We start from the raw sequence: 23922 nt of genomic DNA on the forward strand, positions 1-23922 counted from the left end.
TCGCGGTTTCGGGGGCGTGGAAGGATGCGCGTTTCATGGATTTCAGGGTGTCCGGTGACCGGGTGTCGGTTAACGTTCCCACCTGGCCGGCCCTGCAGGCCCGCGTGTCCGAGCGCCTCGCCACAGGGCAGGGATTTACGCTCGCGACGCTCAATCTCGACCATATCGTGAAGCTGCGCGGTTCGCCCGCGTTCCGGCGCGTCTATGCCCAGATGGACCTCGTGACCGCGGACGGCAATCCCATCGTCTGGATGTCGCGGCTGGCCGGTCGCCGGGTCGAGCTCATCCCCGGCGCCGACACCATCCTGATGCTGGCGCGGATCGCCGCGCGGCAGGGCGTGACCGTGGCGCTGGTCGGCAGCACCGACGACACGCTCGCCGGTGCCAAGGCCTATCTCGAGGGCGAGGTGCGCGACCTGCACATCGTCGAGACCATCGCGCCGGCCATGGGCTTCGATCCCGCCGGGGCCGATGCCTTGCGGATCTTCGCGCGGCTCGATGCCTCGGGCGCGCGGCTCTGTTTCGTCGCGCTGGGCGCCCCCAAGCAAGAGATCTTCGCCGCCGCCGGTCGTGCGCAGGTGCCAGGGCTCGGCTTCGCCTGCATCGGCGCGGGGCTCGACTTCTTCGCCGGCACCCAGCGACGGGCGCCGGGCTGGGCGCGGCGCTTTGCGCTGGAATGGCTGTGGCGAATGGTCGGCAGCCCGCGCCGGCTGGGGATGCGCTACCTGCGCTGCCTCGTGATCCTGCCGGGACAGATGCTGCGCGCCATGGTGTCGCGCTTCCGCTCGCCGCAGCACTGAACGGCGATTTCAGCTCAACTCAGGCGGCGCGGCCGCCTGCGCCGCAGCAGGAGCATGTCGCGGATGCGTCCCTTGAGGCCGCGCGGCGGCAGCACCTCGGTATCGCATTCGAAGACGGCCCCCGTCAGCGCCGGGTCGAGCCTCAGCGCCAGTTCGACACCCCAGCGCGCCGCCTGTTCCGGCGCCAGCCCGTCGGGGATGCCCATGTCGGTGCGCAGCACCCCCGGCATCCAGTCGCCGATAACGATGCCAGGAAAGCGGTCGCCGAGATCGGCGATCAGCGCGCGGGTGAAGATCCGCGCCGCCCCCTTGGACACGGAATAGGCAGCGGCGGTGGGCAGCGGCGACAGGTCCGCGAAGGTCGAGACGTTGAGGATGCGGCCGTGCCCGGTCTCGCACATGTCGTCGAGCGCGGCGCGGCTGCAGTTCACCACGCCGCCGAGATTGATCGCGACGCTTTCCATGAAGCTCTCGCCGGTCTCGTCGAGGATGTCGCGGTGCGGGTAGACCGCGGCGTTGTTGATGAGCAGCGCGATGCGGCCGTGGCGCTGGCGCAGCGTGGCGAAGGCGTCGCGCACCGCAGCGGCGTCGCTCACGTCGAGCACCAGCGGGAAGACGCGGTCGGGGGCGCGGGCCTGCGTTTCCTCGAGCGCGTCGCGGCGGCGGCCGATGCCCACGACGGTAAAGCCGTGCCGCGCGAGGTCCAGCGCCAGCGCACGGCCCAGCCCCGAGCCGGCGCCGGTCACGATGGCGATGCCGTCCTGCGGGGCGAGCCGGGTCATGCGGGGTCCCTCGTGATGGCGTCCGCCACGCGCAGGGCGTTGGCGGCGATGGTCAGGCTGGGGTTCACGCCCATCGAGCTGGGCATGAAGGAGGCGTCCGCGACCCAGAGGTTGCGCAGCTGGTGCGACCGGCAATCCGGGTCCAGCACCGACTGTGCCGGATCGTGGCCGAAGCGCAAGGTCCCGCTGGGGTGGCCGAAGTTGAGCTCGGGCCCGAGCCCGAGAAACATGCGCCGCTGGCCGCGAAACGCGTGGGCGATGGCGCGGCGGAAGGCCTTGCGCCGGGCCTCCAGCTCGGGGTGGATGTCGTAGCTGACCGCAAGGCGCTCGGGCCGCGCGGGGTCGTGCAGGACGCGGTTGCCGGGGTAGGGCAGGTCTTCCATCAGCCCGACGAAGATCTGCGCGTGGCCGAACAGCCTGGCCGCCACCGCCGCCGGGATCCGGGTGAGCGGGCGCAGCCCCGGCACGCCCGCGAAGCGCGAGCGCGCCAGCATCAGGCCGAGGTAATGCACGATCTCACCGTAGGAGGCGCGGATGCCCATCGCCTGCACCATGCCGAACCGGTTGCCGTCGCGCAGGCAGAGGTCGCGCAGGGCGATGGCCTTGCTCGGGCCGCTGTCGGGCGTGCCGCGGTGCGGCCAGAGCGCGAACATCTCGTTGAGGTGGAACATCAGGTTCCTCCCCACCAGCCCCGAGCCGTTCGCGGCGCCCTCGGGCCAGTGCTCGGAGGCGGAGGCGAGCAGCAGGTTGGGCGACCCGAGCGCACCGCCTGCCAGCACCACGTGACGGGCGGTGAAACGGTGGGTCTCGTCGCCGATCCGGGCCTCGACGCCGGTGACCCGGTCCGCGTCGCCCAAAAGGCGGGTGACCCGGGCGCGGGTGACCAGCGTGGCGTTGCCGGTGGCGAGCGCCGGTTCGACCCCGGCAGAGCGGCCGTCCATCTTGCAGCGGTTGGGGCACTTGGTGCCGAGGCAGTTGAGGCAGCCGCTGATGCGCTCGATCGCGGTGTGGGCGAGGTAGGGGTGCAGCCCGTTGGTGCGGAACGCCGCCATCAGCGCGGTGTCGACGGCCGAGGGCGGCGGCGGGGGCAGCAGCGGACCGGCGGGCTCGGGCGACAGCGGGTCGGGGCTGCCGCGCAGGCGGTAGAGCCCGGCGGCGCGGTCGAACCAGTCGCGCATGGCGTCGTAGCCCACGGGCCAGCCGCCGGTGGGGTGGGGCTGGTCGGGCAGGTCGTCGAGGTCATGCCGCGAGGGCCGCTCGAGCGTCGCCGCGTAGAACACCGACGAGCCGCCAACCCCGGCGCCGAGCGGGGCGTGGAAGCGGCTCTGCTGACCGTCGAGCGTGACCTCCAGCGGCTCGGGCCAGAGCCCGCGGACTAGCCGTGCCTCGGGCAGAGGGGTGTCGGACAGGCCGCTGCGCTCGGCCCGGCGGCCGGCGCCGCCCATCTCGAGGAACAGCACCCGCATCCCGGCCTCGGCCAGAGCCCGGCCGGAGGTGCCGCCGCCGATGCCGGTGCCGATGACGATGGCGTCCCAGTGCGTTTCGCTCGCGGCATGGCTCACGAACCGGCGCCCCCGTCGTGGGCGAAGACCGGGGCAAAGAGATCACGAAGGTCGCGGGCGGCGGTGTTGGTCATGTGATTGTTGTCGAAGTAGTAGCCCTTGCCGTCAACCAGCGCGTGGCAGGCGAGGTCGTCGCAGAGCCGCGGCCACGGGTCGATCAGGGTGACGGCACCGGCCTCGGCCATGGCGCGCCACGGCGCTTCGGAGGCGGCGACGCGCTGGGCGAGTTCGGCGCGCAGGATCTCGGGCCGGGTCACCGGCGCCCGTGCCAGCGGCCAGTCGCGGTGGGCGGCCTCGCGCGCGGCGAGGCGGCTGTCGTACTCGGCCAGCTCGGGCGGCTGGCGCAGCACCACCACCTCGTCGAACCAGTCGAGCAGTTCCGAGACCGTGGTGCCGGCGGCGGCGTTGACGATGTCTTCCTGCAGCTCGTCGATGCGCGTCGGTGTCTGGTGCGGGTGAATGGCGATGGTGTTGGCGGCGTCGAGCCCGATGCCGGTGCCGCTGGCGTAATAGGTCCAGCGCCCGATCAGCAGGATCTTCTCGAGCCCGGGCAGGCTGCCGAAGCTCTGGCGGATCTGCAAGTTGGCGTTGCTGCAGGCCGTGTCCTCGGCCGGGGTGGCGGCGCTCTCGACCTTGTGGATGCCGAAGAGCGGCGGACAGCCGGCGCGCCAGAGGATGAGCCCGGGCGCTGCGGCCTCGTGCGCGGCGAGGTCGAGCCCTTCCCTGAAGGCGCGCACGTGGCTGTCGCCCCAGACCAGCACCCGGGGCGGGCCCTCGGGGCCGATCGGACAGACCTCGAGCCCCTCGAGCGGGCCGTCGTCGGGGGTGTGGCAGCGGCTCCAGTCCTGCAGGAAATCCGCCGAGGCGGCGATGTGGGGGCGCACGTCGGGGCCGAAGCGGTCGGGCATGCCGTCGGTGCGGTAAAGCCAGAACCCCAGCGCCGGCGCCGCCGCCGAGGCGGTCACGGTGCCGCCGAGGATGACGAGCCCGGGCAGCCGCAGCTGCCGCGCCGGGGTCTCGACAAAGCGCCACGACAGCCAGGCGAGCAGCGCCGAGAGCGCCATCCACGCCATCGCCTCGGCAAGGTTGGCGTAGCCGCCGCGCAGGTAGAGCGATAGGGTCAGCACCGGCCAGTGCCAGAGGTAGAGCGAATACGAGATGCGGCCGACGAAGACCGCCCTGCGGCTCGACAGCAGCCGGTTCACGTGGTTGCGGCCGCAACCGTTGGCGAGCAGCAGCACGGTGCCCAGCACCGGTACCAGCGCCAGCGCGCCAGGGAAGGCATGCCCCGCGGGCATGGCGACAACCGAGACCAGCACCAGCGCGAGGCCGAGGTAGCTGAGGAACCCCGAGCCGCGCCAGCGTCGCCCGGTCTCGCACCCCCAGATGGCAAGGAGCACGCCGCTCAGCAGCTCCCACGCGCGGAAGGGGAAGAGGTAGAAGGTCGCGGTCTGCAGGCGTGGCGTCAGCGCGATGCAGGACGCCAGCGAAGCGGCCCAGCAGGCGACCAGCGCGACCAGCAGCACCCGCCGGTTGCGCGCGAAAAGCAGGATGAAGAGCGGCAGGAAGATGTAGAACTGTTCCTCGACCGCCAGCGACCACGTGTGCAGAAGCGGCTTTTCTTCGGACACGGTGTCGAAATAGCCCGCCTGCCGGAAGAACAGCGCGTTCGAGAGATAGACGGTCGAGGCGATGAGCTGCTTGCCGAACTCGCGGAACTCGAAGGGCAGCAGCAGGGCCCAGGCGAAGACCGCGGTGACGAAGGCCATGGTGAAGAAGGCAGGGGCGAGGCGCCGGAAGCGGCGGATGTAGAACTGCGACAGGCGGATGCGCCCGGTGCAATCGTATTCGCGCCAGAGGATGCCGCCGATCAGGAAGCCCGAGATGACGAAGAACACGTCGACGCCGACGAAGCCGCCGCCAAGTCCCGGCACGCCGAAGTGGTAGAACAGCACGCCCAGCACCGCGACGGCGCGGAGCCCGTCGATGTCGCTGCGGTAGGGCAGCGTGCCATGGCCCGCGGCAGGGGCGGATGGGTCGGTCTGGGTGGCCTCGGCCTGCATCATGATCCGCTACCCGGGTTCTCCGGTCTGACTGGTGCGCGCCGATCCCCGTCGCCGCATGTTGCGGGGAGCATATGGCGAACTGGGGCAACACGAAGGCAAGGAGGCGGCGGGGCGGAGGTTATTCGGCAAGTGTTTCGCAATCGTCAACTGCCGCGGGGGCTCAGAAGACCTTTGGTGCCGGGCCTGACGGGTCCTGCCGCAGCCAGTCGTAGACCTCGGCCACCTGCGCGGCCTTGCGTTGCCATGTGAACTTGTCCTGCACCCGTGCCCGCGCCGCCGCCGCCATGGCGGGCAGACCGGAGGGATCGAAGGCAAGTGCCGTGAGCGCCGCGCCCATGTCGCGGACGATGCCCTCGCGCCGGCCGCAGGGCACCTTGAGCCCGGTACCGGGCGCTACCAGCTCTCCGGGTCCGGCGTAGTCGACGACCAGCGGCACCACGCCCAGCGCCATCGCCTCGAGCACCACGCCGCCGCCGAACTCGCGGATCGACGGAAAGGACAGGAGGTGGCAGCGGGCCATGATGTCCTGCACCTCGTGGTGCGCTTTCCAGCCGTGGAAGGTCACCGCCGCGCCTGTGCCGGCGCGCGCGGCCTGCGCCTCGAGATCCGCGCGCATCGGGCCGTCGCCGATCACCTCGAGCCTGAGACGCCCGACGCGCAAAAGCGGGGCGGCGGCGTCGAGCAGCATGTCCGGCCCCTTGTAGGGCACTAGCCGTCCGACGAAGCAGGCGCGCAGCACGCCGGGTTCGGGCGCGGCGACCCGGTTGAACCGCGACGGATCTATGCCGTTCTCGGGCAGGTATATGGTCTTCGGGCGGTGGCGGGCGGGGATCTCGCCCTCGGTGTGGCGCGAGCCCACGAGCACCGCCGCCGCATGGCGCAGCGTCGCGCCGCGCCCGGGCAGCAGTTTGTAGCCCGAGCGCAGGTAGCTCAGCCATTCCTTCTCCCGCCGGCGCTCGGCGTCGAAGCCCTGCGGCCAGGGGACCCCGCCGTTGAGTGGCCCGAGCACGAAGGGCACGCCCGCCTTGGCGCAATGCCCCGCCAGCGAGGACGAGATCGTCGGCGACAGCGGCGTGATCCGGTGCACCACGTCCCAGTCGCCGGCGCGAATGCCGCGGCCGAAGCGCTGCCAGACGAGGCGCTCGAACCACGGGTAGGCGATGGCGTTGATCGCCTGCACCATGGTCCAGCCCTTGCCCTCGCCCATGCGCAGCCGCTCTGCCAGCGCCCAGAGCGGGCGGGCGATGGCCTCGGAATCGATGGCGGTGAAGTCGCGGCCCTCGGTGAGCCCTGCGCGCAGGAAGGCGTCGCGGTTGCGCACCTGCGTGACGATATGCACGTCGGCGACCTCGCGAAGGGCCGAGGCGAGCGACCAGCCGACCAGCGGCACGCTCACCCATTCCGGGTTGGCCGCCTCGGCGATGGCAAGAACGCGGGGGCGCGTCGGAGAGGTCGTCACGGCCACCGGCCCCTTACATGATGGATTGCCAGCCCGGCGTCCTGCCGGGGGCGGGGCCCTGCCGCAGCCGGGCGCTGCGCAGGGTCTCGGCATAGCCGGTGAGCGCCCCCGCCAGCAGCCATGTGAGCGGCGTCAGCGTGGCGTTGGGCAGCATGTCGAAGATGTTGATCGCCAGGAGCAGCGACAGCGGCGCGATGAAGGGCGAGATGGCGTCCTCGCGCGCGGCCATGGCCTCGCGCCAGAGCAGCAGGAGCGGCAGCACCAGCAGGCCGAACTCGGCGAGGAAACCGACCCAGCCGTAGACCCCGATGACGATGATCCAGCGCCCGTCGGTGACCGTCAGGCTGGCACCCGAGACCGGGTCGAGGATCTGGTTCCGGCCCCAGCTGCCCCAGCCGAACACCGGCTTCTGGTAGGCGCGGTCGAGCAGGACGTTCTCGTTGTCGAAGCGGAACTCGAGCGAGTAGGAGCGCTCTTTGTCGAATTGCGACACCGCCGCGAGGATGCGCTCTTCGGGGACAAGGTGGGCGCCCTTCATGACCGGGTAGCCGATGGCCAGCAGGCCGATCAGGATCGCGACCTTGATCTGCATCTGGCGGCTGGAGAAGACCACCATGGGGATCGCGCCCACGGCGAAGATCAGCGCGCCCAGCGACTTCGACAGCACAAGGATGAGGGTCAGATAGAGCGCCGCCGCCACGGTCCTGAAGGTGTGCATCCGGGCGTCGAGCCGCCACAGCGCCAGCGCCGCCACAGCGGAGGTGAAGATGAAGAACGCCACCCAGAGCCCGTGGTAGAGGAACACCACGGGGCGGTAGCCGTTGGCGCGGATCGATTGCCCGAAGAGGTGCTGGTAGTAACCGTAGATCCAGCGGTTGAGCTGCGGCGACAGGCGCATCTCGATCAGCATTGGGACCGAGTAGATCAGCCCGCAGACCATCAGCGCCAGCAGGAAGTAGCGCTGGGCACCGCCGTCGGCGAGGTACTGGCGGGCAAGCAGGAAGGGCAGCACCAGCAGGAACTGCTGCACGACCAGCGCCAGCGCGTCCTTGATGCCAAGCCCCGGCAGGCCGATCTGCCCGAAGAACACCGGGTCGGTGTTGGTCATCGCGGTCATCACCGGCGACAGCACGAAGGTGATCATCAGCAGCTTGCCCACCGGCGATTGCGGCAGGATCAGCCCCTGCGGCCCGTATTTCCACAGCACGAAGGCAAAGGCGGTGAGCGCGGGGATGTTGTGCTTCACCAGCGGCGGCGCGAGCGGCAGGTCAAAGGCGGCGGGCGGCTCGGGCAGGAACAGGTAGCCCAGCATCAGCGAGAGGATCAGGGCCCGATCCACCGGCAGCCGGCGGAACAGCACGATGGTGACCACGGGCCACACGGCCAGCATGAGATAGGCCAGAGGGTTGGGCATACGGATGCTTCGCTCACACAACAACTTGCGACATTCCGATGGCCCCCCATGCCCCGGAATGCGGATTGACCATAGCAGGGGCGGCGCGGCCTGTCGCCCTCGGAACTCGGCGCACGGACGGCGGGGCAGGGCGATGTGGCAAATTTCACCAATCCCCCGCGGTGTCCCAAAGGGCCGCTTTGCGGGTCATGATCTTGCCGCATTGCTTTGCCAGACCCGGGACGGGACCGGAATAGTCGGGATTTGAACGGTGTCGGAGCCGCGACTGAACATCGCGTACCTGTGCGATTTCTCGCCGCTGGATCCGTACATGTATTCGGGCGGCAACAGGCATATGTACGAGGCCCTGTGCAGGCACGCGGGCGAGGTCACGATCCTGCCGCAGGGCTGGGGCGCGGCAGAGCCGTTGCGCCGCGCCGTCGCGCGCCTGCCGGACAGCATGTCCCTGCGCCTGCGCTGGCGCACGCAGTTTGCACTGGCGCCGGTGGTGGCGCGCGCGCTTCGGGCCGAGCTGTCGCGGTCCCGCTACGACGCGCTCTTCTGTGCCTATGCGCTGCATTCTCTCAGCGGGCTCGCGCCGCCCTATCCGATGGTGACGGCGTTTTCCTCGGACGCGACCCAGACCATCTACCGCACCTCCGAGATCGGGCAGGCCCATCCCTCGCGCTTTCCGGGCGGGCGAAGACTCGACGCCTGGGTCGAGGCCCGCGAGCGCCGGGTGCTGCGCGGCACGGACCTGCTGTTCTGGCCCTCGCGCTGGCTTCGCGACGCGGCCGAGGCGCGCTACGGCCTCCGCGTCGGGCAGTCGCTGGTGGTGCCGTGGGGCGCAGGGCTCAGCGCGCCGCCCGCCGATGTCAGGCCGCCGCCCATCGACCGGGACCGCCCGCTCGAGCTCCTGCTGGTGGGGCGCGACTGGCGGGCCAAGGGCGGGCCCATCGCCTACGAGACCATGCGGCTGCTTCGCGCCCGCGGGCTCGACGCGCGGCTGACGGTGATCGGCTGCGAGCCGCCCGACGCGCATCGCGACGATTGCGTCACCGTGCATCCGCAACTCGACAAGACCGTGCCCGCCGATGCGAAGACCTTCGACCGCTGCTTCTCGCGGGCGCATTTCCTCGTGCAGCCCTCGTACGAGAGCTACGGTTTCGCCTTCTGTGAGGCCTCGGCGCACGGGCTGCCGTCGCTTTGTCTCGACGTGGGCGGGGTGCCGGTGCGCGACGGTGCCAACGGCCACGCCCTGCCGCCAGGCAGCGGGCCGCGCGACTTCGCCCAGCTCATCGAGAGCTACGTCGACAGCCCCGGAATCTACGGCTCGCTCGCCCGGGCGGCGCGGGCAGAGTTCGAGGAAGCGCTGAACTGGGACGCCTGGGGGCAGACCGTGGCCCGGCATCTGCGCGCGGGCGTCGCGGCGCTGCGCCGCTGAGCCGCGGGGGATCGGCAACCGCAGCGGTCGGCGCGTTTGGGCCCGTCGTCCACAAGTCGGTGCGAAGGTACTGGTCAGATTGAGTTTGTCGCCCTAGCCTCTGTCTCACGGAGGCCCCATGACAGCTGAGACGCAGATCGAGCTAGCCCCACGGGTATCGGACGAGATCCGCAAGACGACGTGCTACATGTGCGCCTGTCGCTGTGGCATCAACGTACACCTCAAGGGCGGCAAGCTCGTCTACATCGAGGGCAACCGCGACCACCCGGTCAATCGCGGCGTGCTCTGTGCCAAGGGCTCCGCCGGGCTGATGCAGGCGACCTCTCCGGCACGCCTGCGGGCGCCGCTGCGCCGGGTCGGGCCGCGCGGGTCGGGCACCTTCGAGGAGATCAGCTGGGACGAGGCGCTCGCCACCGCGGTGTCTTGGCTGAAGCCCCTGCGCGAGACGGCGCCCGAGAAGCTCGCCTTCTTCACCGGGCGCGACCAGTCGCAAAGCTTCACCGGCTGGTGGGCGCAGCAGTTCGGCACGCCCAATTTCGCGGCGCATGGCGGGTTCTGCTCGGTCAACATGGCGGCGGCGGGGATCTATACGCTCGGCGGCTCGTTCTGGGAGTTCGGCGCGCCCGACTGGGAGCACGCGCGCCTGCTGCTGCTCTTCGGTGTGGCCGAGGACCACGACAGCAACCCGATCAAGCTGGGGCTCGCTCGGCTGAAGGAGCGTGGCGCGAAAATCGTCGGCGTGAACCCGATCCGCTCGGGCTACAACGCCATCGCCGACGAATGGGTGGGGATCACGCCGGGCACCGACGGGCTCTTCATCCTGTCGCTGGTGCACGAGCTTCTGCGGGCGGGGAAGATCGACCTCGAGTTCCTCGCGCGGTTCACCAACGCGCCGGTTCTGCTGGACAGCGATCCCAGGTCTCCGGACTACGGGCTCTTCCTGCGCGACGACGAGGGCCGGCCGCTGGTCATCGACCGGCACAGCGGCAAGGCCGCGCCGTGGGATGCCGAAGGTGTGGAGCCCGACCTGCGCGGTCGCCTGCGCCGCGCCGGGATCACCCACCGCGCGGCGATGTTCGACCTCGCCGAACGCTACCTCGATCCGGCCTATGCGCCCGAGAAGGTGGCCGAGCGCTGCGGCATCGCCCCCGACCAGATCCGGCGGGTGGCGGCCGAGCTCGCCCGTGCCGCCTTTGACGCGCCGGTGGTGCTGGACCGGCCATGGACCGATTTCCGCGGCAAAGAGCACCGCACCAAGCCGGGCCGCCCGGGGGCGGTGCACGCCATGCGCGGCATCTCGGCCCATGCCACCGGCTTCCAGACCTGCCGGGCGCTGCACCTGCTGCAAAGCCTGCTCGGGGCGGTCGAGACCCCCGGCAGCTTCCGCTTCAAGCCGCCCTATCCCAAGCCCGCCGAGGCCCACCCGCGTCCGCATTTCCGCGCCACCCCCGGCCAGCCGCTGGACGGGCCGCACCTCGGCTACCCGCTGGGCCCAGAGGATCTGGCGCTGAAGGACGACGGCAGCCCCGTCCGCATCGACAAGGCCTTTACGTGGGAGACCCCGCTGTCGCCGCACGGGCTGATGCACATGGTGATCTCGAACGCCGCGGCGGGCGATCCCTACCGCATCGACACGCTGTTCCTCTACATGGCCAACATGGCGTGGAACTCGTCGATGAACACGCGCGGCACGATGGAGATGCTGACAGCGCAGGACGAGGACGGCGAATATGTCATCCCGCGCATCATCTATTCCGACGCCTACAGTTCGGAGATGGTGGCCTATGCCGACCTGATCCTGCCAGACACCACCTATCTCGAGCGGCACGACTGCATCTCGCTGCTCGACCGCCCGATCTCGGAGCCCGAGGCCGCGGCGGATGCGATCCGCTGGCCGGTGATCGCGCCCGACCGCGACGTGCGGGCGTTCCAGTCGGTGCTGCTGGACCTGGGCGCGCGGCTCGGGCTGCCCGGCATGACCAACGCCGACGGCAGCGCCACCTATGCCGATTACGCCGACTACATCGTCAACCACGAGCGCAAGCCGGGCATCGGGCCGCTGACGGGCTGGCGCATGGGGCCGCACGGGCTGACCCACGGGAGGGGCGGGCCGAACGCCGCGCAGCTCGACAGCTACATCGCCAACGGCGGCTTCCACGCCGAGCATATCCCGCCCGAGGCCGCCTATTACAAGCCGTGGAACCGCGCCTATCAGGACTGGGCCGTGGCCTTCGGGCTGCTCGACAAGCCGCAGCCCTATCTGATCCAGCTCTGGTCCGAGCCGCTCCGCCGGTTCCAGCTTGCCGCCGAGGGGCAGGGGCCCCGGCAGCCGCCCGAGCATCTGCGCGGCCGCATCCGCAGCACGCTGGACCCGCTGCCGGTCTGGTATGCGCCGATGTCGGACGCCTTCGAGGACCCGGCCGAGTATCCCGTACACGCGATCACCCAGCGGCCCATGGCGATGTATCATTCGTGGGGCGGCCAGAACGCGTGGCTGCGGCAGATCCACGGGGTCAATCCGCTCTACCTGCCGACCTTCTGGTGGGAGCGGCTGGCGTTGTCCGACGGCGACTGGGTCCGCGTCGTCTCGAGCCACGGCGAGATCACCGTGCCCGCCGCGCACATGGCGGCGCTCAACAAGGACACGGTCTGGACATGGAACGCCATCGGCAAGCGCAAGGGGGCGTGGGCGCTGGATGCCGATGCCCCCGAGGCCACAAAGGGGTTCCTGCTGAACCACGTCATCCACGAGCTTCTGCCCGCACGCGGCGACGGGCTGCGCTGGGCCAACGCCGACCCGGTCACCGGGCAGGCGGCCTGGTTCGACCTGCGCGTGCGGCTCGAGAAATCCGCCGCCCCCGACCAGAGCCAGCCGGTCTTCGGCCCGATCGGCTCTGTGGTGGGGCAGGGACCGGGGGAAAGACCATGAGAACGGGATCGTATTCGTCGCAAGCGCTCGATTGTTTCCCGCTTGCCGCCAAACTCCTGCCGGAAAGCGGGCGCAGCCTTGGCCTTGTCACGGCGATGGAGGTTGCGCATGAGACAGTCCGACAAGATCCGCATCGGCCGCGACCCGGAGGGGGGCGGTCGCGAGGAACCGGGCAGCTACCGGGGCGAGGGCATCTGGTCGTGGTGCCGCGAAAGCAACACCGCGCGGGAACTGCCCCGCACGGAGGAGTTCGTCGACACGCTGAAATGGGTGGGCGCGGGCTATCACGCCAGCCTGCCGCGGCTCTATCGCGACTTCGGCCTGTCCGAGAACAGCGGCGCGTGGGAGGTGTTTCCCGACCACGGGCTCTTCAAGGTCACCACCGGCTCGGGGCGGAGCTGGTTCGCCGAGTATGGCCTCGTCGCGTCGTGGAACCACGAGACCCACAGCTGGCTCTGGGCCTGGGCCTTTCCGCGCGACTGGCAGGTGCCGCCGCCGCTGATCACGGCCGCGGGCCGGACCTGCGCCGTGGGCCACGAAATGGGCTGGGCGCCGCTGGTCGAGCCGTCGCTGCTGGTCAACGAACGCGAGGCCTGGGCGCTGACGGCGCTGGCCGCGCATGTCTCGGAGCTGCCGCTGATCTACCGCGCGCGGGTGAACGAGGTGAACACGCACTACTTCGCCATGTCGACGCCGGTCTGGGCCAGCTGACCAAGCGGAGGGGGGCGCGATGACGGCGCTTCCCGACCGCACCGAACGCACGCTGGGGCTGGTCATCGACCTCGACACCTGCGTCGGCTGCCACGCCTGCGTCGTCGCCTGCAAGGGCTGGAACGATCAGGGTTACGGCGCGCCGCTCTCGGATCAGGACCCCTACGGCGCGGCGCCGCAGGGCACCTTCCTAAACCGCGTGCACAGCTACGAGGTCACGCCCGCGACCGGCCCCGCCCAGCACGTGCATTTCCCCAAGTCCTGCCTGCATTGCGAGGACGCGCCCTGCGTCCCGGTCTGCCCCACCGGCGCCAGCTACAAGCGCGTCGAGGACGGCATCGTGCTGGTCAACGAGGACGCCTGCATCGGCTGCGGGCTCTGTGCCTGGGCCTGCCCCTACGGCGCGCGAGAGATGGACCTCGCCGCGGGGGTGATGAAGAAATGCACCCTCTGCGTTGACCGCATCTACAACGAGGCCCTGCCGGAAGAGGACCGCGAGCCCGCCTGCGTGCGCACCTGTCCCGCCAAGGCCCGCCATTTCGGCGACCTCTCCGACCCCGATAGCGCCGTCTCGCAACTGGTGGCCGAGCGCGGCGGCATCGACCTCATGCCCGAGCAGGGCACCCGACCGGTGAACAAGTACCTGCCCCCGCGCGACCGCGACGGCTGGGGCGAGGACAGCGACGTGCTCGCGCCCTTCCTGACGCCGGTGGCAGAGGAGCCGCAGGGCTTCCTTGGCTGGCTCGACAGGGCGCTGGGGAAACTCTGATGCATCCTGCCCGTTCGCTGCTTGCCTTCACCACCTTCTCCGGCATGGGCTTCGGCCTGTTGTTCTGGCTGGGCATCGACCCGACGCCGCCCAAGGGCTGGGTGGCGCTGGCCTTCTTCGCCATCGCCTACGCGCTCTGCCTCGGCGGGCTCGCCGCCTCGAGCCTGCACCTGCGCCGCCGCGAGCGCGCGCTGCGGGCCTTCTCGCAATGGCGCACCAGCTGGCTCTCGCGCGAGGCCTGGGGGGCGCTGGCGGCGTTGACAGTCTCGGGTGCCTACGCGCTGCCGCTGCTGATCGGGGTCGGCGTGCTGCCGCTGGGCTGGCTCGCGGCGCTGCTGTCGCTCGCCACCGTGGGCGCAACGGCGATGATCTACGCGCAGCTCAGGACGGTGCCGCGCTGGCACCACTGGTCGACACCGGCGCTGTTCCTCTTGCTCTCGCTCACCGGGGGCGCGCTGCTTTCGGGGCGGGTGCTGATCTGCAGCCTCCTGCTGGTCGCCTCTGCGGTGCTGCAGGCCTGGGGCTGGTGGGGCGGCGACCGCCGCTTTGTCCGCAGCGGCACCACGCTCGCCAGCGCCACCGGGCTCGGCGACCGCGGCACGCCGCGCGCCCTGTTCCCGCCGCACACCGGCAGCAACTACCTGCTCGACGAGATGGTCTTCGTGGTCGGCCGCCGCCATGCCGCCAAGCTGCGGGTCATCGCGCTGGTTCTGATGTCGGGCCTGCCGCTGGTGTTGCTCTACCTGCCGCCGCCGCATCTCTTCGGGCTGCTGGCCCTTGTCTCGCACGCCGCGGGCGTGCTTGTCTCGCGGTGGTTGTTCTTTGCCGAGGCCGAGCACGTGGTGGGCCTCTACTACGGGAGGCGCTGAGTGTCCTTTCTCGCCGGGTTCGATGCCCGCTGGCAGGATGCCGCGGACTACCTCGAGGCGCTGCGCCGCGATCTGGGCGAGGGCCGGCGGCTCGACCTGCTGCCGGGCTACCTTGCCGACGACGTGACCTCGCAGGACGGCGCCCGCACCCTTCATGGCCCCGAGGCGGTGGGCACCGCCATCGCCGCCCGTCTTGCCGCGCTTCCGGGGCTGAGCCTCACGCGTGAGGAAACGCTCTGGGCCGCCTCGGCGCAGAACGCCTTCGCCGCCGCGCAGCGCTTCCAGTGCGTCGGGCGCCACGACGGGGCGGGGCTCTACGGCCCGCCGACGGGGCGGACCCTGCGCTACCTGACCATGACCGAGAGCCTCTGCGCCTCGGGGCGGCTGCGGGCGGAATGGGTGCTGCGCGACGAGGCGGCCATCCTCGCGCAGATCGGCTGCAGTCTCGAGGACGGTGCGCGCTGGCGCCTGTCGCAGATGCCGGAAGAGGCACCTGAGGCTCCGCATGCGCCGGCCGATCCCGGGCGCGGCAACGACGACGCCTGGGGCCACACGCTGGCCGATCTCGTGACCCGCATCATGGGCGGTGAGCTGTCGCTGATCGCCCGGCACTACGACGATGCGGCCGAGCTGCACCACCCGGGCGCGGTCACCGGCTGCGGTCCCGCCGAGGCCGAGGCCTTCTGGGTTGGGCTGCGCGCTTCCTTCCCCTCGGCCAGCTTCCGCGTCGCGCATCTGCTCGGCGCCGAGGAGCCGCTTTCCCCGCCCCGCGCCGCGATCCGCTGGAGCCTCGCCGGGCGGCACGACGGCCATGGCGCTTTCGGGGCGCCCACCGGCGCCGAGGTCACGGTGCTGGGCATGACGCAGGCCGAGTTCGGCCCGGACGGGCTGCGCCGGGAATGGACGCTCTACGACGCGCCCGGCGTGCTGGCGCAGATCCTGAAGGGGCGCAGCTGAGGCGGCCTCAGCCCTTGCGGCGGAAGAGCCCGCGGATGCGGCCGCCCGCCTCGTCGAGATTGTCGCCCACATCCTCGAGCACCGGGTCGATGCGCGCCTCGCGGAAGCGCCGCCAGCGCACCCAGATCGCCCAGCTTACCGCCACGAGCAGCGTCAGCAGCACGATGTTGAGCCAGGGGATGATGCGCACGTCGGGCCCGTCCACCGGGCGGATGCTCACCACGTTGGGGTAGACCGAGAGAAATTCGTTGCGCCAGCCGTAGTGCTTGATGACCACCCATTGCGGCGCCGCCGCGGTCGAGCGCAGGTCCGCGGCCTCGGCCTGCAGGTTCGAGGTGTCGAACTTGAAGTAGGGCGGCCAGCCCCAGCCGGTGTCCTCGTTGCGGTAGACCATGACCTTGTCGTTGTTCAGCCGGGTCTGGATGAAGAACACGTCGCGGCCGGTGAGGTTGACGTTCTCGCCGGTCGAGGCATTGGCCCAGAACAGCGCGTTCTCGCCGGGATCGATGCGCTTCTCGTAGGTGTCGGTGATCCGCGCAACGTCATGCTGCGGCAGGGTGTAGTGGAGGAATCCCGCGACCAGCACCCAGAAGGCGATGATGACGAACCATTTCACGTAGCGCATGACGGACCCCTAGTTGAAATTGGTGAGGTAGGTGATGAGCGCTATAAGGCATAGCGGCAGGATATACACGCCCAGGATCAGCTTTCTGCGCAGCGACCGGTCGTAGTGTCGCAGCCCGTCGGCGACGAAACGCTCGCGGCTGCCGGGGCCCTGTGCCTCGTCCCATTCCTGCCCGAGCCGCCGCCGCCGCACCCGGCGCGACCACAGCGAGAGCGCGGCGTAGATCACCGTGAGCACGGCGAAGCCGATCAGCAACAGGCGCAGAAGGGCGAGCATGGGGGCTCCTTGTTCGGGGAACGCTCTGGCCTTCCACCTGCACAGGCCCGGGCGCGGAAATCAAGTCGCCGCGGCGGCGCGCGGCTGGTCAGGAAAACCGCACCTTGCGGGATCACGGTCGCGTGTGCTCTCGTCGGGGCGAGCCCATTTCACACGTAGAGGTATCCCATGTACCGCAGCATTGTTCTCGCCCTTCCCGTCCTCGCGTTCGCCGCCGTGCCGCTCCACGCCGACGAGATCTCCGACACCCTGCAATCGGCCATCGAGGCCTACGAATCCGGTGACGTGCAATACGCGCTGGAAGAGCTCGATTACGCCCGCTCCAAGCTGCTCGAGCTGAAGACCGACGCGCTCTCGGGCTTCCTGCCCGAGGCCCCCGAGGGCTGGACCCGCGAGATCGACACCGAATCCAACGCCGCCATGGCGATGATGGGCGGCGGCGTCTCTGCGCAGGCGGATTATACCTCGCCCGAGGGCGAGCATTACGGCCTGCAGATGTTCGCCGACAATCCGATGGTGGCCAGCATGTCGGCGATGATCAACAACGCCGGCGCTATGGGTCTGAAGACCGACCGCATCGGCCGCCAGAAATTCGCGCTGCAGGACAACCAGACCATGGGGCTCATCGCCAACCGCATCCTGATCCAGCTCGAAGGTCCCGACGCGGACGCCCGCAAGATGCTGCTCGAATCCATGGACTTCGAAGCCATGGCAAACTTCGGCAACTGACCCGAAACCGAAGGGCGCGGCCCACCGCCGCGCGCTTCCACACCGCGACAATCCCGGCCCCGGCAAAACCGCCGTCCCTAAAGCCACCCCCGGCACACCCGACCCTCCGCCAGAGCCACCTCCACCCTTCATCTTGCCAGGCAAACTCCGGGGGAGTCCCGCAGGGACGGGGGCAGAGCCCCCTCCCACCTCAACGCCTCTAGACGACGTTGAAAGCCGGGCCGTAGGGATAGCCGGTGATGTTCTCGGCGCCCTCTTCGGTGATCACCAGGATGTCGTGCTCGCGGTAGCCGCCGGCACCGGGGAGGCCTTCGGGGATCGTCAGCATCGGCTCCATCGAGATCACCATGCCGGGCTCGAGCACCGTGTCGATGTCCTCGCGCAGCTCCAGCCCCGCCTCGCGGCCATAGTAGTGCGACAGCACGCCGAAGGAGTGGCCGTAGCCGAAGGTGCGGTACTGCAGCAGCTCGCGCATGGCGAAGAAGGCGTTGATCTCCTGGGTCACCTCCGAGCAGCGCGCGCCTGGCTTCAGGAGCGACATGCCGTATTCATGTGCGGCGACATTCGCCTCCCAGATCTTCAGCGACGCGTCATCGACCTCGGCCACGAAGAGCGTGCGTTCGAGCGCGGTGTAGTAGCCCGAGATCATCGGGAAGCAGTTGAGCGACAGGATGTCGCCGCGCTGCAGCCGGCGCGAGGTCACCGGGTTGTGGGCGCCGTCGGTGTTGAGCCCGGACTGGAACCAGACCCAGGTGTCGCGATACTCGGCGTCGGGGAAGCGCTTCGCGACCTCCAGCTCCATGGCGTCGCGGCCGGCCATGGCGACGTCGATCTCGCGCACGCCCGCGCGGATGGCGTCGCGGATGGCGTAGCCGCCCACGTCGGCCACCTGTGCGCCATGGGTGATGAGCGAGATCTCGGCGGGGGACTTGTGCATGCGCTGGCGCATCGTCGCCGGGGCCACGTCGACCATGACGAGGGGTTTCAGGAAATCCTCGAGCAGGTCGCGCTGCGCCAGCGTCAGGTGGTCGCCCTCGTAGCCGATGGTCCGGCCCTCACCGGTCACCGACAGGATCGCGCGCCAGTAGTTGTTCCGGGCCCAGTCGGTGTAGGTGATGTTGTCGCCGTGGCAGCGTCGCCACGGCTGGCCGGCGTCGATCCCGGCCGAGATCGTGACGCTCTCGGTCTCGGTCACCACCAGCGCGTAGGGGCGGCCGAAGCTGCAGTAGAGGAAGCCCGAGTAATAGGCGATGTTGTGCATCGAGGTCAGGACGCAGGCGGCGACGCCGGCCTCGTCCATGCTGGCGCGCAGCCCGGCGAGGCGCGCATCGTATTCCTGCGCCTCGAACGGCAGGATGCGGTCGCCCTGGTGGAAACGATAGAATTCGGGACGGTCCATGGTCGGCCCTCCTTTGAAGTCGCGGAGGGCCGGACCCGACCCTGCCGCAGTGGCAAAGCAAGGTCCCGGCGTACAGGACAGGTGATGCGGGCGTGCCTGACTCGGCACCGGCGACGCCATCGCCTGCCCGGGCCGATGATGCGACGGGCGCCGCGATTTGGCAAGCGTCCTGCGGGGCGGACTGCGGCGTCGTGAAACGGTCACATCGTGATGGCAGAAGGGCGCGACGCCCGGCCGGGGCGATTGCCCGGCCGCGCGGCATCGCAACGGACATGGCACGCCACGCATGACACCCCCTTCCGGGAGACCCCCCTTGTTGCTGATCGTCGGGCTGGATCACAGCGGCACGACGATCCTCGACCTTGCGCTCGGCGTCTCGCCGCAGGTCCAGGGCATTGGCGAGGCGCTGCGCATGTGCAACCCTGGCGCCGCCGTCGGCAGCATGAGCAGGCTCTGCGAGGGCAGGGCCGCCGAGGTCACATGTTCCTGCGGCGGCACCGGCGCGGAATGTCCGATGTGGTCGCGGGTGACGCCGCGCCCCTTTGCCGAGGTCTCGATCGAGACGAGTTTCCCCGAACTGGTCGCCATGGCACGCGCGCTGCGTCCCGAGACGCGCTTCGTGCTCGACAGCTCGCCCAGCGGCTGGACCCATCTGCACCAGCTTCGGGGCTTCGAGCTCTGGGTCGTGCACCTGACCCGGGACGTGCGCAGCTGGACCCATTCCAAGCGCAGGCGGCGCGGCACCGGGCTGGCGGCGGCGCACTGGATCTGGTTCCGCGACAGCCGGCTGATCGAGCATCAGGTGGCGCGCCACGCCGACCACAGCATCGCGGTGGGCTACGAGGAGCTCGCGCTGCGCCCGCGTGAGACGCTGCAGCGGATCTGCGACTGGGCCGGGGTGGCCTTCGACGCGCGAATGCTGACGCCCGGCGGCCACACGGGAAGCCACGTGCTGGTGGGCAACGCCGTCTCGCGCAGCGGCAGCGGCGCGCGCGAGATCCGCTACGACGGTGGCTGGATGGCGCAGGCAGAGGCGCCGCTCTGGCAGGGGCTGCTGCATGCCGCCTGCGCGCGGCGCAACCGGCGGCTGGTCTATTCCAACGGCATCGTCCGACGCCGCGCCTGAGCGGCTAGTGGGACAGGGCGGTCACGCGGCGCTGCCGAGCCAGAGCTTGTACTGCAGCCGGGCGCCCTCGTTCCGGGCGAGGGCGAGCTTGTGGCGGAACAGCGCGAAGGCGCGCTGCGGGTCCCGGTGATCCTCCCAGTTGTCACCGGGGTCGTCGGCGCCGAGGATCTCCCAGCCGATGTCGCGGGGCGGTTCGTGCAGGATCATGGCGGCGGCCTCCATCAGCCGCACGCCCATGCCCCGCATCAGCGCGAAGCGCGCCAGCGCCTCGGCATGGGGGGCGGGAAGCCAGGGGGTGCCCGCGCCGGTCTGCGCCGAGGCGACCCATGCAAGCAGGGTCGCCTCGGTCGGCATGTCGTCCGGCGCCGGGCGTTGGTTCATACGCTGAGGCAGACGTATTTCATCTCGAGGTAGTCCTCGATGCCGTGGTGCGAGCCCTCGCGGCCGAGGCCGGACTGCTTCACGCCGCCGAAGGGGGCGAGCTCGGTCGAGATGATGCCGGTGTTCACGCCGACGATGCCGTATTCCAGCGCCTCGGCCACCTTGTACACGCGGCTCAGGTCCTTGGCGTAGAAGTACGACGCCAGACCGAAGATGGTGTCGTTGGCAAGCTCGATGACCTCGTTCTCGTCCTCGAACTTGAAGAGCGGTGCGAGCGGGCCGAAGGTCTCGTCGGTCGAGAACAGCATGTCCTTGGTCGCGCCGGTCACGATGGTCGGCTCGATGAAGTTGCCGGCGCCCTGCAGGGTGTCGCCACCGCCGAGGATGACCTCTGCGCCCTTGGACTTGGCGTCGGCGATGTGCTGCTGCACCTTCTCGATGGCCTTGGTGGTGATCAGCGGGCCAAGGTCGGTGCCGTCCTCGAGACCGTCGCCCACCTTCATCTTGCTGACCGCTTCCTTGAGCTTGGCGGCGAAGGCATCATAGACGCCGGCCTGCACGTAGATCCGGTTGGCGCAGACGCAGGTCTGGCCGTTGTTGCGGAACTTGCACATGATCGCGCCCTGCACGGCCGCGTCGAGATCGGCGTCGTCGAAGACGATGAACGGCGCGTTGCCGCCCAGCTCCATCGAGCACTTCATCACCTGGTCGGCGGCCTGCGCCAGCAGGATGCGGCCGACGCCGGTGGAGCCGGTGAAGGTCAGCTTGCGGACCTTCGGGTTCGAGCAGAACTCCTTGCCGGCCTCGGACGCGCTATTCGACGGCAGGATGTTGAGCACGCCCGCCGGGATGCCCGCACGCTCGGCCAGCACCGCGATGGCCAGCGCCGAGAGCGGGGTTTCCGAGGCCGGACGGCCGACGAAGGAACAGCCCGCGGCCAGCGCCGGGGCGGCCTTGCGGGTGATCATGGCGTTGGGGAAGTTCCAGGGCGTGATCGAGGCGGCGACGCCGATGGGCTGCTTCAGCACCATGATGCGCTTGTCGCGCTGGTGGCCGGGGATGGTCTCGCCGTAGACGCGCTTGGCTTCCTCGGCGAAGAACTCGATGAAGGACGCGCCGTAGGAAATCTCACCCATGGCCTCGGCCAGCGGCTTGCCCTGCTCGGCGGTCATGATGGTGGCGAGGTCCTTCTGGTTCGCCATCATCAGGTCGAACCACTTGCGCAGGACGTTCGAGCGCTCCTTGCCGGTCCAGCTGGCCCACTCTTTTTGCGCGGTGTAGGCGCCATCGATGGCACCGGCGATCTGTTCACGGCTGAGGTTGGCGACCTTGGCGATCACATCGCCGCGTGCCGGGTTGGTGACCTCGAATTCACCATCCGCGCCGGTGATCCACTCGCCGTTCACGTAGGCCTTCGTCTGCAGGAGGCTCGGGTCCTCGAGAAGCGACGGGAGATTGGTGGCGGTGTGGTCGAGCATGTCATCCTCCTAGAAATTCGCTGCTGCACAGGGCAGAGCATCTGTCGAGAAGGAAGTCTAGTATAAGCGCGGAGAATTACCATGGACCTCAGCGATGCCTACGCCAACGGGCCGTATATTGCGCAGGCCGAAACCTACCCGCCCCGTTGGAGCGAGGCCGCGCGCGGCTTTCGCGCGGCGCTGGCGGCCGAGGGGCGGCTGCGCGAGGGGATTCGCCACGGTGACGGTGCGCGCGAGGCGCTGGACCTGTTCCTGCCGGAGGGCACGCCCGAGGGGCTGATGGTCTTCGTCCACGGCGGCTACTGGATGGCCTTCAGCCGCTCGGACTGGTCGCATCTGGCCCGCGGCGCGGTCGAACGCGGCTGGGCGGTGGCGCTGCCCTCCTATGATCTCTGCCCCGACATCCGGATCTCGGGCATCACCCGCCAGATCGCGGCGGCGGTGACGGTGGCGGCGGGCGAGGTCGCCGGGCCGATCCGGCTTGCCGGGCATTCGGCGGGCGGTCATCTCGTGGCGCGGATGCCGGCGCCGGGGGTCCTGCCCGGCGAGGTGGCCGCCCGCATTGCCCACGTGATGCCGATCTCTCCGCTGTCGGACCTGCGCCCGCTGATGCAGACCGGGATGAACGCGAAGCTCGGGCTTGACGAGGACGAGGCCCGGGCCGAGAGCCCCGTCGCCATGGCTCCGCCCGCCTGCCCGGTGACGGTCTGGGTCGGCGGCGACGAGCGGCCGGTGTTCCTCGAGCAGGCGCGGTGGCTCTCCGAGGCGTGGGGCTGCGGCCTCGTGATCGACGACGGGCGACACCATTTCGACGTGGTCGACGGGCTGGAGACGCCCGACAGCGAGATGACCCGGACCCTTCTTCACAAGGCCTGAACGCAAGCAGTGAGCGTGCAACACAACCCCCGGGCGGCATGGCACGCCCGGGGAGTTCCGCGGCGGCACCCTTTCGCAAATCCGTAACAAATCCGTCACGCGGGCGTCACGCCCCGGGCCCATGGCGATTTCCGGAACCAGACAGGGGAACCTCCATGACTTTCCGCACGATCTGCCTCACCTCGGTGCTGGCGTTGACGGCATCCGCCGCCGCCGCCGAGATGAACTTCAACCGCATCGCCGCCTTCGCGACCCCCGACAACATGGGTGAGGGCGAGGACAAGGCCCGGGTGAGCTCGGCCGAGATCATCTACGCCACCGAGGACGGAAACACGCTGGTCTACACCGACAGCCCGCTGGGCGTGATCGGCCGCATCGACATCACCGACCCGGCCAACCCCAAGCCGCTGGGCAACACCCCGGTCGATGGCGAGCCGACCTCGGTCTACGTCCACGGCAACACCGTTTTTGCGGGGGTGAACACCTCGGAAAGCTTCACCGAGCCGTCGGGCAAGCTGGTGATGATCGACGCCACCACCGGCGAGATCACCGGCGAGTGCGCCCTCGGCGGCCAGCCGGATTCCACCGCCATGGCCAAGGATGGCAGCTTTGTCACCGTCGCCATCGAGAACGAGCGTGACGAGGACGCAGGCGACGGCCGCGTGCCGCAGATGCCCGCGGGCTACGTGGCGATCCTCGACGTGGTGGACGGCGTCGCCCAGTGCGACAGCCTCGTGAAGGCCGACGTGACCGGCCTCGCCGAGATCGCGCCCGAGGATCCCGAGCCCGAGTTCGTCGACGTGAACGGCGCCGGCGAGATCGTCGTGACGCTGCAGGAAAACAACCACATCGTCGTGCTGAACAAGGCGGGCGAGGTGCTGTCGCACTTCCCGGCCGGATCCGTCGACCTGACCGAGATCGACGCCACCGACGAGCGCGGCGCGCTGATCTTCACCGAAAGCCAGAAAGGCCGCCTGCGCGAGCCCGACGGCGTGCAGTGGATCGACGACGACCACTTCGCCATCGCCAACGAGGGTGACATGGACGGCGGTGCGCGCGGCTTCACCGTCTTCGCCAAGGACGGCACCGAGGTCTTCGAGGCCGGAAACAGCTTCGAGCACGCGGTGATCCGCACCGGCCACTACCCGGACAAGCGCTCGGACGCCAAGGGCGTTGAGCCCGAGGGCATGGAGTTCGCCACATTCGGCGGGACCCCCTACCTGTTCCTGCTGGCCGAGCGCGCCTCGGTGGTCGGCGTCTGCGACATGACCGACCCGGCCAACCCCGTGCT

The 23922-nt window shown here is 69.9% G+C and carries 20 protein-coding genes and 1 pseudogene; 11 read left to right on the top strand and 10 right to left on the bottom strand.

Annotated elements, in window-relative coordinates; translation table 11 throughout:
• Positions 1–35: 35 nt before the first annotated feature.
• Positions 36–800, top strand: coding sequence for a WecB/TagA/CpsF family glycosyltransferase (locus tag HC022_RS02475; protein WP_167451199.1), 765 nt, complete (start codon positions 36–38; stop codon positions 798–800).
• 14 nt (positions 801–814) lie between these two features.
• Here the strand turns inward: HC022_RS02475 and HC022_RS02480 are convergent, their stop codons facing one another.
• The 5 genes from HC022_RS02480 to HC022_RS02500 form a co-directional block, all read right to left on the bottom strand.
• The gene (locus tag HC022_RS02480) at positions 815–1582 is read right to left on the bottom strand and encodes an SDR family oxidoreductase (protein WP_167451200.1); all 768 of its coding nucleotides are present in this window, start codon (positions 1580–1582) and stop codon (positions 815–817) included.
• Entirely contained in the window at positions 1579–3144 is a 1566-nt protein-coding gene (locus HC022_RS02485; protein WP_167451201.1) for a GMC family oxidoreductase, read from the bottom strand. The genes HC022_RS02480 and HC022_RS02485 overlap by 4 nt, the downstream gene beginning before the upstream one ends.
• The gene (locus tag HC022_RS02490) at positions 3141–5207 is read right to left on the bottom strand and encodes an acyltransferase family protein (protein WP_175583425.1); all 2067 of its coding nucleotides are present in this window, start codon (positions 5205–5207) and stop codon (positions 3141–3143) included. Before HC022_RS02490 ends, HC022_RS02485 begins: the two co-directional genes overlap by 4 nt.
• Positions 5208–5370: 163 nt before the next feature.
• Positions 5371–6669: a glycosyltransferase family 4 protein gene (locus HC022_RS02495; RefSeq protein ID WP_167451202.1), complete on the bottom strand. Its 1299-nt coding sequence runs from the start codon at positions 6667–6669 to the stop codon at positions 5371–5373.
• A gap of 13 nt (positions 6670–6682) precedes the next feature.
• Entirely contained in the window at positions 6683–8083 is a 1401-nt protein-coding gene (locus tag HC022_RS02500; protein WP_167451203.1) for a hypothetical protein, read from the bottom strand.
• A gap of 250 nt (positions 8084–8333) precedes the next feature.
• Between HC022_RS02500 and HC022_RS02505 the strand changes: the two genes are divergently transcribed.
• The 6 genes from HC022_RS02505 to HC022_RS02530 all read left to right on the top strand — a co-directional run bounded on the left by HC022_RS02505 (position 8334) and on the right by HC022_RS02530 (position 15741).
• Positions 8334–9506, top strand: a complete 1173-nt coding sequence (locus tag HC022_RS02505; protein ID WP_167451204.1) for a glycosyltransferase family 4 protein — start codon at positions 8334–8336, stop codon at positions 9504–9506.
• A gap of 118 nt (positions 9507–9624) precedes the next feature.
• Positions 9625–12435 (top strand): molybdopterin oxidoreductase family protein, encoded by a 2811-nt coding sequence (locus tag HC022_RS02510; RefSeq protein ID WP_167451205.1) that lies wholly within the window; start codon positions 9625–9627, stop codon positions 12433–12435.
• A 108-nt stretch (positions 12436–12543) separates the two neighbouring features.
• Positions 12544–13146 (top strand): DUF6882 domain-containing protein, encoded by a 603-nt coding sequence (locus HC022_RS02515; RefSeq protein ID WP_167451206.1) that lies wholly within the window; start codon positions 12544–12546, stop codon positions 13144–13146.
• A 19-nt stretch (positions 13147–13165) separates the two neighbouring features.
• Positions 13166–13915: a 4Fe-4S dicluster domain-containing protein gene (locus HC022_RS02520; RefSeq protein WP_167451207.1), complete on the top strand. Its 750-nt coding sequence runs from the start codon at positions 13166–13168 to the stop codon at positions 13913–13915.
• Positions 13915–14784, top strand: a complete 870-nt coding sequence (locus HC022_RS02525; RefSeq protein ID WP_167451208.1) for a DmsC/YnfH family molybdoenzyme membrane anchor subunit — start codon at positions 13915–13917, stop codon at positions 14782–14784. Before HC022_RS02520 ends, HC022_RS02525 begins: the two co-directional genes overlap by 1 nt.
• Positions 14785–15741 (top strand): ester cyclase, encoded by a 957-nt coding sequence (locus HC022_RS02530; RefSeq protein ID WP_167451209.1) that lies wholly within the window; start codon positions 14785–14787, stop codon positions 15739–15741.
• Between the two features lie 7 nt (positions 15742–15748).
• Here HC022_RS02530 and HC022_RS02535 read toward each other — a convergent pair whose 3' ends face one another.
• A complete protein-coding gene (locus HC022_RS02535; RefSeq protein ID WP_089956078.1) occupies positions 15749–16366 on the bottom strand; it encodes a DUF1523 family protein in 618 nt (205 codons plus the stop codon).
• A 9-nt stretch (positions 16367–16375) separates the two neighbouring features.
• Positions 16376–16642, bottom strand: coding sequence for a hypothetical protein (locus tag HC022_RS02540; protein ID WP_167451210.1), 267 nt, complete (start codon positions 16640–16642; stop codon positions 16376–16378).
• A 168-nt stretch (positions 16643–16810) separates the two neighbouring features.
• On the opposite strand from HC022_RS02540, the gene HC022_RS02545 reads away from it, so the two are divergent.
• On the top strand, positions 16811–17371 hold the full coding sequence (locus tag HC022_RS02545; protein ID WP_167451211.1) for a hypothetical protein: 561 nt from the start codon (positions 16811–16813) through the stop codon (positions 17369–17371).
• A gap of 199 nt (positions 17372–17570) precedes the next feature.
• Here HC022_RS02545 and HC022_RS02550 read toward each other — a convergent pair whose 3' ends face one another.
• The gene (locus HC022_RS02550; protein WP_167451212.1) at positions 17571–18770 is read right to left on the bottom strand and encodes a M24 family metallopeptidase; all 1200 of its coding nucleotides are present in this window, start codon (positions 18768–18770) and stop codon (positions 17571–17573) included.
• A 313-nt stretch (positions 18771–19083) separates the two neighbouring features.
• On the opposite strand from HC022_RS02550, the gene HC022_RS02555 reads away from it, so the two are divergent.
• Positions 19084–19896: a sulfotransferase gene (locus HC022_RS02555; RefSeq protein ID WP_167451213.1), complete on the top strand. Its 813-nt coding sequence runs from the start codon at positions 19084–19086 to the stop codon at positions 19894–19896.
• Between the two features lie 21 nt (positions 19897–19917).
• Here HC022_RS02555 and HC022_RS02560 read toward each other — a convergent pair whose 3' ends face one another.
• Positions 19918–20277, bottom strand: coding sequence for a hypothetical protein (locus HC022_RS02560; RefSeq protein WP_110476879.1), 360 nt, complete (start codon positions 20275–20277; stop codon positions 19918–19920).
• On the bottom strand, positions 20274–21755 hold the full coding sequence (locus HC022_RS02565; RefSeq protein ID WP_008886563.1) for an NAD-dependent succinate-semialdehyde dehydrogenase: 1482 nt from the start codon (positions 21753–21755) through the stop codon (positions 20274–20276). Before HC022_RS02565 ends, HC022_RS02560 begins: the two co-directional genes overlap by 4 nt.
• A gap of 81 nt (positions 21756–21836) precedes the next feature.
• Here HC022_RS02565 and HC022_RS02570 point away from each other — a divergent pair, with 81 nt between their 5' ends.
• Together HC022_RS02570 and HC022_RS02575 are read left to right on the top strand one after the other, a co-directional pair.
• The gene (locus HC022_RS02570) at positions 21837–22631 is read left to right on the top strand and encodes an alpha/beta hydrolase (RefSeq protein ID WP_167451214.1); all 795 of its coding nucleotides are present in this window, start codon (positions 21837–21839) and stop codon (positions 22629–22631) included.
• A gap of 155 nt (positions 22632–22786) precedes the next feature.
• Positions 22787–23922, top strand: a pseudogene (locus HC022_RS02575) (alkaline phosphatase); the annotation flags it as partial.

Origin of the sequence: Salipiger sp. HF18, assembly GCF_011806505.1 — a bacterium.
Classification (GTDB): Bacteria; Pseudomonadota; Alphaproteobacteria; order Rhodobacterales; family Rhodobacteraceae; genus Salipiger; species Salipiger thiooxidans.